The organism is Parafilimonas terrae (genome assembly GCF_900115755.1).
Taxonomy (GTDB): Bacteria; Bacteroidota; Bacteroidia; order Chitinophagales; family Chitinophagaceae; genus Parafilimonas; species Parafilimonas terrae.
Genome location: NZ_FOXQ01000013.1, coordinates 134,358 through 147,695, shown reverse-complemented (window position 1 = coordinate 147,695; position 13,338 = coordinate 134,358). Strand labels below are relative to the sequence as shown.

Here is a 13,338-nt window from a genome sequence, read left to right as displayed (position 1 = left end):
CGCTGGTGAGCATCGCTATTATTTTTTGGTGTGGTAACTCAAAAATAATTTCTTCTTTGCTCACCCTCTTTTATCTAGCAACTTGGGTTAATTAATCAGTCAAACTGACTATTCCACATTAAGCAAAACTATATCATAGTATAAAGGAGAATTGGCCGGAATATTTTCGGATGTTAAACCCGTGCAGCCATAAGCAAGAGAAGATGGCGCTACCATTTTTATATGGCCGCCTCTTTGTATATAAGGTAATGCAATGCGCCAGCATTCTATAAATTCACTGAGCTGCGATGTAAGCGGATTATTAGTATTAGTATAATCTTCTACAACATTACCATCGAGCGTAGAGGCTGTATAAGCAACCGTAATAATTGAATTTAAATTAGGCGAAGCGCCGGAACCGGCTTCCACAATTTCATAGTAAATACCGTTTGGGTCAACTGTATAGTTAATGGAATATTTATTGCAAAATGCGGCAAGCTGGTCAGCTTCCGAAGCTGCCGAAGCAGGCATGCATGCATCATTCTTTTTTTTACAGGCCACAAAAACAAATACACCAAGAATTATTATCAGCAAATTTTTCATACGCAGGTTACAATGCAGTCAGGCTTTAAGTTATTATCATTCACCAGTATTGTCGTTGGCCTTTTTTTGTTCAGCTTCATATTTCGCTTTTAATTCCCGGTAAGTTTGTTCGTTCATTTCCCACCTGAATTTTTTATAAAAAAAACCAGTAAAAGCAACGATGGCAATAATGCCAATAACAAGCACCCAGGGGCTGCTTTCTGCCTGGGCAACCATGTTTGCCCTTTCATACCAGCCGGAATTAAAAACCAAAAGAATGGCAACGCCTATGCATAATCCAATTGAAAAGCCCGGGGAAAAAAGTTTATAGATAGATTTTTCTTTTAACCGGTTTGCTTCCCAATATTCAATAAAAGCCTTTTCTTTATCTGAAAGCATAGATAGTTTATTTGGAGTGAACGCTGCTTACATGTGGTATTTAAATTGTAACAATGCCTGCATAAGAAACATAAAATTATTTATTTGCCTGTATTAGATTTGCAGCGTGAATAAATTCGACTCATACATAACTGACTATTTATACGAAAATAGAGAAGTTGCCCTCGAAAAAATCGGGTACATAAAAATTATTTCATTTGCAGGGCCTGACTCCAGGCAGGCATCTGTTGATTATATCTTTGATAAAAAGATAACCACATCAACAGGCCTTGTTGAATACATCAGCGAAAAAACCGGTAAGAATAAGAGCCTTGTAATCGCTGATCTTGAATCGCATTTAAAAGGCGTGCGGGAATTTATAAATATCGGCAAGCCTTACGAAATACCGCAAATAGGATTTATAAAAGCGAATAACAGCGGCGTTTATGAATTTACACCCGTATCTGAAATAAACACCAAACCTGTAAAAACAGCCACACAACCGCTTGCACAAACCAGTGCCAAAAGCAGCCGCACGGTGGTGCAGATTATAAGTTTGATTATTGCAATTGCCATACTTTCAGGACTGGGTTGGCAGGCTTACCAGGCTTTAAGTAAAAAAACAAAAGAAGCTGATATGAATACTGTTGCCAGTGCAGATACTGTTTCTGCTGCAGACACCGGTAAAACAACCGATACAACGGCGCAGCAGCCTACAGGTTATTCACCTGATGATAGTGTGAACGTGCGTTATATTTTTGAGGTTACAGCTTCAGGCCTGCGGGCACGCACAAGAACAGCACAGTTAAAAGGTTTTGGCAACAATGCGCTGTACGACAGTTTTGTAAATAACAGCACCAAGCGTTACGATTTGTACATTCTTCAAAAAACAAAAATCGCAGACACACTTCGCATAAAAGATTCCCTCGCCAAATTTTTTATGAGGGATATAACACTGAAAATAGAGCAATAGAATAATATGAAGCGCCTGCATGCTGCCTTGCTTATATTATTCATTATTGATTTTATTGCTGATAGTTTTATTGCTGCAACTTACAATAACAGTCTTCGGTATGCAAGCAAAGGTTTATTAATGCCGCTATTACTTGCATTTTTTATTACAGGCATAAAATCCGGTGCATCATCGGTTGATAAAAAATATATTATGCCGGTTTGTTTTGCGCTCCTATTTTCTTTTTCAGGCGACATGCTGCTGGTAAAAGATAACAGTCTTTATTTTATGCTGGGCATTGCCGCTTTTCTTATTGCCCATATATTTTACATCATTTTGTTTTGCCGCATTCAGCCTGCCACAAAAATTAATAACAGATTTAGTTTGATAAGCGGCGTTGTTATTGCCTGTTATGTTGCAACACTTGATTTTTTGTTCTGGCCAGATACAATACAGCAAAAACTTACTATTCCTGTAATAATGTATTCAATTGTTTTAGGTGCTATGTTGTTTACGGCTTTAAATGTGATAAACAAGAAAGGAGTGTTAAAGAAAATTATATTGAGCCTGGTTTGTGGCGCAGGGTTATTTGTTGTATCAGATTCCATCATTGCATTTAATAAATTTTATCTTTCTGTGCCTTTAAATGGATTTTATGTTATGGGCACATATTGCCTTGCACAATTTTTAATTGTGAATGGGGCAAGGCAGTTTATCAATAATAATAATAGGCATAACAATTAATGGATAGCCGTTACATTTACTTTTTTAATACCCATGGTATGTAACGCTATATGCCTGTCTTTTGCCTTGTTTTCAAATTCGCTGATGATCTCTAAAATATCATAGTCTATAAAATTGCATTCGCTTCCATCAATGGTAAGCATGCTATATTCAGGCACATTATCTAAAGCTTTCTTCAGGTTTACCTTATTTAAAAACGTAACATTACTGTTAAGCTTTATAAGTTCTGTTTCTATACCGTTGCGAATAGTTTTTGTAATTCTGTATTCAGCTTTAAAATTATTCCGGATAATAAAATATACCGATAATAAAAGCCCGATGCTTACACCAATTAAAAGATCGGTTGCAAGTATTATAATAATCGTAAGCATAAACGGCAGGAATTGTTTCCATCCCAGGCTATACATATTCTTGAAAAGTTTTGGCTTTGCAAGGTTATATCCTGTAACCAATAGAATAGCCGCCAGTGATGCATAAGGTATTTGATTAAGCAAAAAGGGAATAAACAATACGGCCAGCAATAAAAATAAACCATGTGTTATCGCAGCCATTTTTGTTTTTGCACCTGCATCCACATTTGCCGAACCACGTACAACCACTGCCGTTATAGGAATGGCACCTAAAAAACCACAGGTTATATTTCCAATGCCTTGTGCTACAAGTTCCCTGTTTACAGGCGTTATGCGGTTATGCCTGTCTAATTTATCAATGGCTTCAATGCACAGCAAAGTCTCCAGTGTTGCAAGCATACCTATAGTTATTCCATCTTTCCATATTTCAATACTTGAAAATATTTTTGAAATATCCGGGAACGAAATGTTTGCAAAAATATCGGAAGGTATATTTACCAGTTGTGAGGTTTTAAGATGGAAAGTATTAGTGGCATTCAGCGCTGTATTGATCAATATGCCTGTGATAACAGCAAACAATGGCGCAGGAATTATCCTTAGCTTTTTTGCAAACGGCTGCTGCAATAAAATTAAAACCGCCAGCGATGCAATTGCAATTATGATTGAGCCGCGTGTTATGTGATGATTAAATTCTGAAACATGTCCTGCAATATTTTTTGATGAGACTAATTCAAGAAAACCGGTTGTCCAGAAGTCTGGCCTGTCGTATCCCAAAGCCAATGGTATTTGTTTAGAGATAAGGATAATGCCGATAGCTGCCAGCATTCCTTTAATTACAGCAGAAGGAAAATAATTTGCTATTACTCCTAATTTCAACAAGCCAAGTAATAACTGAAAAATTCCTGCAACAATTACTGTAAGCAGGAAAATTTTATAATCGCCAAACGAAATAATGGATGATGCCACCAGCGTGGTAAGCCCTGCCGCCGGTCCTGAAACTGCCAGTTGGGAACCGCTGATACTTCCGGCAACTATGCCTCCAATGATGCCTGAGAGAAGGCCCGCATAAAGCGGAGCGCCCGAGGCTAAAGCTATGCCAAGACAAAGTGGAAGCGCTACTAAAAAAACAGAAAGGCCGGCAGATAAATCGTGGCGAACCCATATAATGCGGTAGTATTTAAATGTCCGTTTCAAACGATGTGAATTTTAAAGGGCGCGAATGTAGATTTTTGGCGCAGGGTAAAAAATGACGAAAATCAGGATTGGGGCATAATTGGCTGCACCATAACCTTAAACTTCTTTAAACTTTTGAAGGAACCACACTTTTTTTTAATAAAACGTTACGATTTATCAGATGAAGCAGGTAGCCACCTGCTAAAAGTGGGAGGTTACATCAGCCGTTTATTATATAGCTCTTTGCGGTTTATCTTTCTCTTCTATCACCTGTCTTATTTTCATTGCAATAACCGATAAAGCTTCTGCTTCATTAGCCCATAGGCTAACAGGTTTTAAATGATTTTCGTACTTGGGCACAATTTCAAAATCACTTATTTTTTCTCCTTGTATAAATGGAGATGCCGTAAAATCGCATGATTCAATATAAATAGGGATGATTGTTTTTTTAGATTGTATAGCCTCTTTTAATTCTGTTTGCCATATATATTCCGAAGCAATAAAATCTGCAGATAACAATAAAATAAAAATGTCCGCCTTTTTAAGTTGTTCCTTAATTTTTAAATCCCATTTATCACCGGCCATAATCTCCTGGTCAGTCCATTCTTTTATGTAATTGCTTCTTCTTAAGCCTGCAAGATGGTTGCGTATTTTGGCAAGCCAAATGGTGTTGTTATGAGAATAAGATACAAATATATTCTTAGGCATTGTGCCCTTTACTTCAAAAGGAACAATGTGTTTAAATTTAAGCAATTCATTATCGGTATCATTAATTGAAGAAACTGCAAGTTCCTTTAACCGGTTATATTTTATATATTCCATTTTATCAACCGATAGCTCCAGTTTTTCCAAAAAATAATTTTGTTGATCAGTGTTTGCAGTGCCTTGCGCAGCTTCGTTATTGTTCATTGTAAAGCTGTATATCTTTTCAAAAATCTCTTTTTGAAGATCGCTGCTGTTGTCTTCCACGCTGATTTGTATTATACCTTTCTTTTCTGAAGGAAATAAGCCTTTTATTAAAACAACCTGTCCATTATTGATATTATTTTTCTTTAAGATCATAATTCCGTTTTTCCAGAAGTAACGGGCTTCAATACTATCATCTGCAATAAAACACAGCAGCAAATGATGCATTAGTTTTTTATAAAAAAATATCGGCACTTTTATCCAATACGAATCCTGCCAGGCATTGGAAGATGCAATTTTAAACAGGTCTTCTATGGGATGATCTTCCGGCAAATATTGCGGTGCCAGGTAATGCGTGGTGCTTTTGGCCGGATGGGGATATAAAATGCCGAGGCTTATCATTACATCAATAATCAACTGATTTTTTTTAAGGTCATCATCTATCAGAATTTCTCCATAATTCTTCAGCACATTGTTGTTTAAAACATTATATATTTTTTCAGACAGCTTTCGTGGGTTAATAAAAATCCGGTCGTTGAGCAAGTTGTTTTTTTCAAAATATATTAATGCGCCGCTGTTGTAAAGCCATACAGGATAATGTTCAGGATTTATGCCCGGCCTGCTTTTTTTGCATATATCATAAAATGTTTGCTTATCAATATAGAGTTCATCTTCATTACCAAAAATAGAAGGCTTGCCCTCTTCATTAAGGTTTAATACTTCCTGACGTATATATTTAAAGTCTTCTGAAAATTGTGCGTGCTTGTTTTTTATAGCCAGCTCATGCAGTTGTTCCGCTAAATAATCGGTAAAGCCCTGCAGGTTCCTTGCATGTATTGTACCGGGTTGCGTGCTGCCGTTCAGCAGGCTTATGTGAAATGATTCATCTATGCCATATTCTGAATGAATATCCTGCGCTATCCTTCTTTTTTGCTGCAGGTCATCAACTTTGTTTTGCACAACCAATAAGGGCGTATTATTAATATCATTTCTAAAGCTTTTTACAGTATCTAACCAATAAGCCAGTTCAAAATGTTCTATTACCTGCTTTGGCTTGTCATCATGTAAAACCTCTTCTTTTTTATCACTGAAATCAGAATCTGCGCTCCACATAACCACATAAACAGCGTTATTGCTAAGAAATAATTTATAAGTGTCATGATAATATTCCTGCCCGCCAAAATCCCATATACTTACTTCAACATTTTTTAACTGCGGGTATTTGACAATATCAGGCTTCCATCTTTTTACCTCAAACCCATGTGTTGAATTTCTTTTTTTAAGGCATTCTCCGGTTTCAAGATAATTAACCAAATTGGTTTTACCCACATTGCTGTTGCCAAGTATAATAAGTTTTACATCAAGTATTTCTTCATCGGCGGCAATCTTTTCCGCAGTAAATGTTTCAGGAAACTCCGGCGAAGCGCTTATGTTTTTAGAAGCGCTCATTTCATTGAAATACGCTCTTATCTGGCTAATGTCGTTATCTATCCATACATCCGAAGGACAATCGGTAATGGGATTGCCTTGTATGTTAAGCGTTTTTAGCGAAGGCAGTTTTATTACAGGCTGCAACTTGCTGATTTGATTGCTATATATGATAAGGCTGTCAAGGTTTTTACATGCTTCTATTCCATCAATGCTGGTGATTTTATTATAACTCAGGTGCAGGGTTTTTAAGTTGGGCGGAAACTGAACATCATTAATACCTGTAATTTCATTACCATGCAATGCCAGTTCATGTAATGAATTGAGCTGCTCTATATTTTCAATGCTTTTTATTTTATTATTACTTAAATCGAGCAGCATTAACGATGACAGGTGATTTACGTTGGAAATATTTTGTATAACGGTATTTCTTATTTGCAGCCCGGTAAGTGCAGGTGGTAAAGTTGCCGGCACTGCATTGAAAATATTGGTTAATTGCCTGTTGCTGCTTTCAATGTATTTACCCGCTTCATCATAATACGCCATTCCAAGGCTCAGGCCTGTTAAATGGTTGCATTGTGCAAGTAATTTAAGCTCGTGAGAATTATCTGTTAACCCGCAATTTCCCAGGTCTAAAAACTTTTGTTCTTTTGGTTTGCTGTCTTCTATAAGTAACTGTGGCAGTGAAATCTTTTTTATAAGGCTTCTTATTTCAGCCGCGTTTCTTGATTGCAAAACTTCCTTGGGCATTTCCCTTGTTGCCGGGTTTTTCCCTATTTCAAGTTGTTCAAGATTAAATAAGTCTTCAAGCACATTAATATCTGTTAGCTCATTATTGCTCAGATCAAGTTTTTTAATTGAATGGTGATGTTGAAGAAAGGAAATATTGGTCATGTAGTTTCCATACATATACAGCACTTCGAGATAAGGAAGAATATCTTTCAGGTTTTTTTTGAAGAATGATATCCTGTTATTGCCGATATAGAGGTATTTAAGGTTGGGAAAAAGTTCTAATTGATCTGTAACATTCAAATCATTATTGCTTAATCCCAGCGAAATGAGGTTAGGAAGTTCATCACTTATGGTTATTTGTGCAATATTATTTCCAAAGCCATCAAAATGCGTGAGGTTTTTATATTGAGCGAGTTTTGATATATCTCTAATCTTTGTTTCATTTATGTATAGCTCTTTGATTGATACAGGCAGTGACTCTGGAATGTTGTTAAATAAATTCGGCCTCTCTTTGTTTGCTGATAATACCGGTTTGTCGTTTATGTAATAGTAAGTGCCTAAACTGAGCGTTTCAATGTGATCGCATTTTTGCAACAGGAATAATTCCGGCGATTTATCGTGCAGGCTGCAATTGCCAAGGTCTAATAATTTTGACCTGTTCCTGATATTCTGCTCAATAAGCTGTTCGGCAGGCGAAATATTATAACTGCTCATAGGTTAGCTGGTTTAATGCGTTTAACCAGCTAATTTATAAATGTTTTGTTTTTAAATAAAATTGATTGAGATGTTTATTTCAAATGCGAAAAATGGCACAACCACCAGGTAATTGTTAAAGAAATATATATAATTTCTGTAATTGCTCATTAGCAGATAAAGGTGTTAATCAAGCTTGTACTTTTACACGCATCATTATTTTTTTATAATTGAGTAAGCACTTCATTCATGAAATATTCTTTTCTTATTTGCCTTGCAATTATTGCTTTTCCTTTTTTATTAAACGCTCAAGCCAAACAGGTAACAGTAAAAGTTTACGATGAACAAAATCAGCAACTTCCGGATTGCAGTATTTACGTACTTAATTCTAATATGAATGTTGTTACAGGAGCATCGGGCAATACAATGCTTTCTTTAAACAAAGGAAAATATACATTACAGGTTTCACATACCGGCTATGCAACCATCATACAAAACATCTCTTTTTTAAATGATACCACGGTTAATATAAAACTTGCTCCATCTGTAAATAAACTGGATGATGTGGTGGTATCAACAGAAAAAACGGAGCAGGATGTGCAGAAAATACCATTAAGCATAACGGCTTTAAGCGCTAAAGATATTGCCGATTATAAATTGTGGAATACAAAACAATTAACGGCCATTGTGCCGGATATGTATGTTTCCAATCCCGGAGATAACAGGAACATTACTTCTATCCGCGGCATTACCACTACGTCTTACGATCCTGCTGTTGCAACATATATTGATGGCGTAAACCAGTTTGGCCTCGATACTTATATTGCCCGCCTGCTTGATGTGGAACGTATTGAAGTATTGCGCGGGCCACAGGGCAGTTTATATGGCCGTAATTCAACGGGCGGTATTATCAATATCATTACAAAAAAACCAACGAATACGGCAAGGGTTTTTGCTGAAATAAATGCAGGCAAGTTTGGTTTGCAGCAATATAATGCGGGGTTCTCATTGCCTGTTATCAGCAATAAATTATTCATAGGCGCCAGCGGTATGTATGAAGGCCGCAATGGCTTTTATACCAATGCCTATAACGATTCAAAATTTGATAAGCAGCATAGCTGGATGGGCAATTATTTTATTAAATACCTGGCCAGCGATAAACTTAGCTTTACACTGAATGCAAAATATTTAGACGTAAATAATCATGGCCCTTTTCAACTTGTTTCCAGTATGGATGAAGCTTTGAAAAACCATTATGTAATTAACCAGGATGCAACATCTGTTATGCATGATAAAACCTTTAATGCTTCTTTAAGTGTAAACTATACAGGCCATGCATTCAACTTTACATCGCAAACTGCTTATCAGAATAATTACCGCTATTATACTGATCCGTTGGATGGAGATTTTTCACCCATCGATGCAGTTTCCATCATCAATAATTATGGCAATAAATGGAACAATGTAAAAGTAGGAACGCAGGAATTTCGTTTCAGTTCTCCATCAGGCAACAGCAAATTCAAATGGCTTGGAGGTTTATATGGATTTATTCAAAACAATCCTGTAAAACAAGGTACTCATTTTGGTAAAGATGCTGCTGCAGTTGGTTCGCCGCTCACAGATTTTTCAAGCATTAATACCAATATATTAAAAGGTTACGGGCTTGCAGCTTATGCGCAGGCAAGTTATGCGGTAACGAATGATCTTTTGATAACGCTTGGCGCCCGCTATGATTATGAACATAAAAAACAAAATGTGGAAGGCGCTTTTCAACCGGATGGGGCAGATGCAATGATAACGCAGCCTGATACGGCTGCCATTGCACATTTCAGCGCTTTTTCACCAAGGGTTAGCGTGTCCTATCAAATAAACCAGCAGCAATTGGCGTATGCTACATTTAGTAAAGGCTTCAGGCCCGGTGGCATAAGCCAGCTTTCTTCCGATCCGTCTCAGCCTCCTTTATTTATTTATAAACCTGAGCATAGTAATAATTATGAAATAGGTTTGAAAAATGATCTTCTTGATAAAAAACTACAGTTAAACATTGCTGCATTTTATACCAATATAACAGATGCACAGGTGCCAACGCTTATTTTACCTGATGCAATTACCGTAACAAAAAATGCAGGCAAGCTTGTTACAAAAGGAGCAGAGGCCGAAGTGCGTGCAAAGCCTGTAAAAGGCCTTACTATAAATTATAGTTTGGGTTATACAGATGCGCATTATACATCTTTAAACATTGCTTCCAATGGAGAATCTGTAAAACTTGATGGCAATAAACAGGTATATACGCCCAATGTAACATCCTGCCTTGCAGCCCAATACAGTTATGCGTTTAATAAAACAGTTACGGCAACGGCAAGAGCTGAGTGGATGTATGTTGGCAAACAATATTTTGATCTTGCCAACCAGTTAAAACAAAATGGCTATAACCTTGTAAATGTGCAGGCCGGCGTTAATTTTTCCAAGATTGGTTTTTATGTATGGGGCAGAAATATTTTCAATAAACATTATGTGGATTATGCGTATGATTTTGGCGCTGCACATCTTGGCGACCCTGCGGTATATGGCGTAACTTTAAGAGTAGATTGTCTATTTAATAAAGCTGAGAAATCTTAGCAGCTCTAAATTGGTTTTCTCACAGATAACGCAGATCATCACAAATAAATGAATCTTTATTCCATCTGAATCCAAAAGGATATAATAAAGAATTTATCAGCCACAGATGCACAGATTTTTATCCGTGCATCTGTGGCTAAAAGAATCTCATCGGCACGGCGAAGCCGGTCTGATGGATGTTTGAAAGATTACATTCATACTTTTTTGTATTTTGGTCAGACCGCTATCGCGGGCCGCCCGGAAAGCTTATTATTCTTGCAGCTTCTTTAAAACAGCCACCGTTAACCTGCTGATGCAGATAAGCCTGTTATGTTCATCGTGTATGCGAATATCCCAAACGTGCGTGCTGCCACCAATATGCACAGGTGTGGAAGTGCCGGTAACAATGCCTGATTTAATGCTGCGTATATGATTGGCATTTATTTCTATACCCACACATATAAACTTCTTCCTGTTTATTACTAATGCAGAACATACACTGCCTAATGTTTCGGCCAGCGCTGCCGATGCACCGCCATGCAATAAACCATAAGGTTGATGCGTGCGCTCATCAACAGGCATAGTTGCTTTGAGGTAATCTTTTCCAAGCTCCGTAAATTGTATGCCGAGGTGGTCTGCAAGTGTGTTCCTGCTCCATCCCTCGAAATCATTTATAGTAATTTCTTTATTGTACCAGATACTCATTCCGCAAATTAAGCATAATGCATTGTAAAGCCCAAACTGGCCAGGTTTGTAAAATTTTTTGAAAAAAAATATATTTTTATTGTTTTTCGATAAAAATATATTGATATTTGCGCTTTAAATACTGAATCATGAAAATTAAAACAACCGTAATACTGCAGGTTTTAAGACTACTTGCATTGCTGGCTTTTATAGGTTTTTCTATAGAGGCTGGCAGCATTATTATTTCTTTTATCGTAAGCTTTTACAATCCGGATGCTGCCAAAAATCTTTATAAAGGCTTAGACCTGCATCAGTTAAAGGCTTATGGTGAATGGGCTTATTACCTGGCTGTAATCTTTCTGTTTAGTATTGCCGCCTTAAAAGCACAGGTGTGGCAAAAGGTAATGAACCTGTTATCACACTTAAAAATGGACAACCCTTTTCAGCCGCAAATGATGCAGTTTTTAAACAGGGTAAGCAGTGCCTTGATTGCAATATGGGCAACAGGTTTTTTGTATAACATACTTGCCGGGTTTGTTAATAAAAGAACAGGCGGGGAGTTGCTGCAAATAATTGACGCCGATAATTTTCTTTTTATGGCCGGGCTGGTATTTATAATTACACAGGTATTTAAACGCGGTATGGAAATTCAATCAGAAAACGAATTAACTGTATAAACCATGGCAATAGTAGTAAACCTTGATGTAATGATGGCAAAGCGCAAGATGTCGCTGAACGAGCTATCTGAAAAGGTAGGTTTAACGCTGGCAAATTTGTCTATCCTTAAAACAGGCAAGGCAAAAGCAATACGCTTCAGCACGCTTGATACAATATGTAAGGTGCTGGATTGCCAGCCTGCAGATATACTGGAATACGTGGCTGAATAACCTATCAAATTAATCTCTATTTTAAAATAAACAATTATGAAAATTAGTACTGTTCAAATATTGAAAGTATTGTATATTCTTTCATGGATCATATTCGTTGGGCTGTGTATTGTGGCTGGTGGTTTTATTGTGAATGCATTTTTTGCAATAAAGAACCCGGCAGTTGTTAAATATCTCTGGCAGCAGGTAGATTTATCGGATCTTTTTAAATACGACCACGGATATTTTTTTGTAATAAACCTGGTCATGAGTATTGTAGCGGTAGCAAAGGCCTGGCTGTTTTACCTGATTATATCTATCCTCCATAGCAATAAGCTAAACCTGTTGCAGCTTTTTAGTAAAGAGGTCCGGCGCTTTATTTTTAAAATATCTTACCTGGCTTTATTGATTGGTTTGTTTTCAAAAGGAGGCGCTAATTATACGGCGTGGCTGATTGAACAAGGTGTAAAAATGCCCGATATACAACACATGCAATTGGGCGGCGCCGATGTGTGGCTATTTATGAGTGTTATACTCTTTGTGATCGCTCAAATTTTTAAGAGGGGAATAGAACTTCAGCAGGAAAGTGAGTTGACTATTTAGAGCTTGTTTATACTTTAAAATATGATTATATCGCACAGCGCAAAAGAGCACACTGAGGGAATAATATGTCTCTGTTGGCCCTGCGTTCTCTGTGCGATGTTTCAAATGTATTAGTTGGTTTTCCGAAGCGGCTGATTGTTATTCTTAATCAATTAACTCAGCAGCTTCTAAAAACCTTCTATAAACTCAATTCTGCCAATCCTTTTAATCAGGAAAATCCCGGTTCAGACAATCTCTCAAGCACACCTTTGCGTTTAACGATGTTTTTGTAATCCCATTGAATTTGCCTTGCTTTTTCAAGCCATCGTTTCAAATCATCTTTATTTATTTGCTGCGCAGATGTATAACGCATTTCCGCAGCTTTAAACTTTCCTTCTTTTTGCAAGGCTGCTTCATCAAAAGATTGCCCGCTCCAGAATAATAGGCGCACACTATCTTTTAATTTACTATAACCAACAATGGGATTTCCATTCAAAAACCAAACAGGATGCGCATGCCATATCTTGTTCTCTGCTTCAGGTAAATTATTATTGATTTCTGCTGCAAGAAGCTTGCATATTTTTCTGTCTTCACTGTTTTGCGCATCATTGTATGCCTTGATGTCTTTATGCATTTGTTTAATTTAATGGGTTAGCAATTTCAATGTTTCATCCTTTTTTATTGTAGCTAT

Annotated in this window: 12 protein-coding genes; 6 read left to right on the top strand and 6 right to left on the bottom strand. The window is 37.0% G+C overall.

What is annotated here, in order from left to right; all coding sequences use genetic code 11:
* Window positions 1-108: 108 nt before the first annotated feature.
* Both BM015_RS18010 and BM015_RS18005 read right to left on the bottom strand, forming a co-directional pair.
* Window positions 109-582, bottom strand: a complete 474-nt coding sequence (locus BM015_RS18010; RefSeq protein WP_090662016.1) for an FKBP-type peptidyl-prolyl cis-trans isomerase — start codon at window positions 580-582, stop codon at window positions 109-111.
* A gap of 36 nt (window positions 583-618) precedes the next feature.
* On the bottom strand, window positions 619-960 hold the full coding sequence (locus BM015_RS18005; RefSeq protein WP_090662012.1) for a hypothetical protein: 342 nt from the start codon (window positions 958-960) through the stop codon (window positions 619-621).
* Between the two features lie 106 nt (window positions 961-1,066).
* Between BM015_RS18005 and BM015_RS18000 the strand changes: the two genes are divergently transcribed.
* Window positions 1,067-1,912 (top strand): hypothetical protein, encoded by an 846-nt coding sequence (locus BM015_RS18000; RefSeq protein ID WP_090662009.1) that lies wholly within the window; start codon window positions 1,067-1,069, stop codon window positions 1,910-1,912.
* A 6-nt stretch (window positions 1,913-1,918) separates the two neighbouring features.
* Complete coding sequence (locus BM015_RS17995; RefSeq protein WP_090662006.1) at window positions 1,919-2,635, top strand: lysoplasmalogenase; 717 nt, start codon at window positions 1,919-1,921, stop codon at window positions 2,633-2,635.
* Here BM015_RS17995 and BM015_RS17990 read toward each other — a convergent pair.
* Together BM015_RS17990 and BM015_RS17985 are read right to left on the bottom strand one after the other, a co-directional pair.
* Window positions 2,632-4,179: a SulP family inorganic anion transporter gene (locus BM015_RS17990; RefSeq protein ID WP_090662004.1), complete on the bottom strand. Its 1,548-nt coding sequence runs from the start codon at window positions 4,177-4,179 to the stop codon at window positions 2,632-2,634. The genes BM015_RS17995 and BM015_RS17990 overlap by 4 nt on opposite strands.
* Before the next feature lie 210 nt (window positions 4,180-4,389).
* Window positions 4,390-7,938, bottom strand: a complete 3,549-nt coding sequence (locus tag BM015_RS17985) for a leucine-rich repeat protein (protein ID WP_090662001.1) — start codon at window positions 7,936-7,938, stop codon at window positions 4,390-4,392.
* A 228-nt stretch (window positions 7,939-8,166) separates the two neighbouring features.
* Between BM015_RS17985 and BM015_RS21990 the strand changes: the two genes are divergently transcribed.
* Window positions 8,167-10,536 (top strand): TonB-dependent receptor, encoded by a 2,370-nt coding sequence (locus BM015_RS21990; protein ID WP_090661996.1) that lies wholly within the window; start codon window positions 8,167-8,169, stop codon window positions 10,534-10,536.
* Window positions 10,537-10,785: 249 nt separating this feature from the next.
* Here BM015_RS21990 and BM015_RS17975 read toward each other — a convergent pair whose 3' ends face one another.
* Entirely contained in the window at window positions 10,786-11,220 is a 435-nt protein-coding gene (locus BM015_RS17975; protein WP_090661993.1) for a hotdog fold thioesterase, read from the bottom strand.
* Between the two features lie 128 nt (window positions 11,221-11,348).
* Here BM015_RS17975 and BM015_RS17970 point away from each other — a divergent pair, with 128 nt between their 5' ends.
* The 3 genes from BM015_RS17970 to BM015_RS17960 are packed head-to-tail and all read left to right on the top strand — an operon-like array spanning window position 11,349 to window position 12,668.
* Complete coding sequence (locus BM015_RS17970; RefSeq protein WP_090661990.1) at window positions 11,349-11,876, top strand: DUF2975 domain-containing protein; 528 nt, start codon at window positions 11,349-11,351, stop codon at window positions 11,874-11,876.
* 3 nt (window positions 11,877-11,879) lie between these two features.
* Complete coding sequence (locus BM015_RS17965) at window positions 11,880-12,086, top strand: helix-turn-helix domain-containing protein (protein ID WP_090661987.1); 207 nt, start codon at window positions 11,880-11,882, stop codon at window positions 12,084-12,086.
* 36 nt (window positions 12,087-12,122) lie between these two features.
* Window positions 12,123-12,668 (top strand): DUF2975 domain-containing protein, encoded by a 546-nt coding sequence (locus BM015_RS17960; RefSeq protein WP_090661984.1) that lies wholly within the window; start codon window positions 12,123-12,125, stop codon window positions 12,666-12,668.
* 208 nt (window positions 12,669-12,876) lie between these two features.
* Here the strand turns inward: BM015_RS17960 and BM015_RS17955 are convergent, their stop codons facing one another.
* Window positions 12,877-13,281: a DUF1801 domain-containing protein gene (locus BM015_RS17955; RefSeq protein WP_090661981.1), complete on the bottom strand. Its 405-nt coding sequence runs from the start codon at window positions 13,279-13,281 to the stop codon at window positions 12,877-12,879.
* Between the last annotated feature and the right edge of the window lie 57 nt (window positions 13,282-13,338).

Excerpts from the sequence above, each read along its gene's own strand:
- BM015_RS18010 (WP_090662016.1), bottom strand. The coding sequence starts at position 582 with ATGAAAAATTTGCTGATAATAATTCTTGGTGTATTTGTTTTTGTGGCC.
- BM015_RS18005 (WP_090662012.1), bottom strand. The coding sequence starts at position 960 with ATGCTTTCAGATAAAGAAAAGGCTTTTATTGAATATTGGGAAGCAAAC.
- BM015_RS17995 (WP_090662006.1), top strand. The coding sequence starts at position 1,919 with ATGAAGCGCCTGCATGCTGCCTTGCTTATATTATTCATTATTGATTTT.
- BM015_RS17985 (WP_090662001.1), bottom strand. The coding sequence starts at position 7,938 with ATGAGCAGTTATAATATTTCGCCTGCCGAACAGCTTATTGAGCAGAAT.
- BM015_RS21990 (WP_090661996.1), top strand. The coding sequence starts at position 8,167 with ATGAAATATTCTTTTCTTATTTGCCTTGCAATTATTGCTTTTCCTTTT.
- BM015_RS17975 (WP_090661993.1), bottom strand. The coding sequence starts at position 11,220 with ATGAGTATCTGGTACAATAAAGAAATTACTATAAATGATTTCGAGGGA.
- BM015_RS17970 (WP_090661990.1), top strand. The coding sequence starts at position 11,349 with ATGAAAATTAAAACAACCGTAATACTGCAGGTTTTAAGACTACTTGCA.
- BM015_RS17965 (WP_090661987.1), top strand. The coding sequence starts at position 11,880 with ATGGCAATAGTAGTAAACCTTGATGTAATGATGGCAAAGCGCAAGATG.
- BM015_RS17960 (WP_090661984.1), top strand. The coding sequence starts at position 12,123 with ATGAAAATTAGTACTGTTCAAATATTGAAAGTATTGTATATTCTTTCA.
- BM015_RS17955 (WP_090661981.1), bottom strand. The coding sequence starts at position 13,281 with ATGCATAAAGACATCAAGGCATACAATGATGCGCAAAACAGTGAAGAC.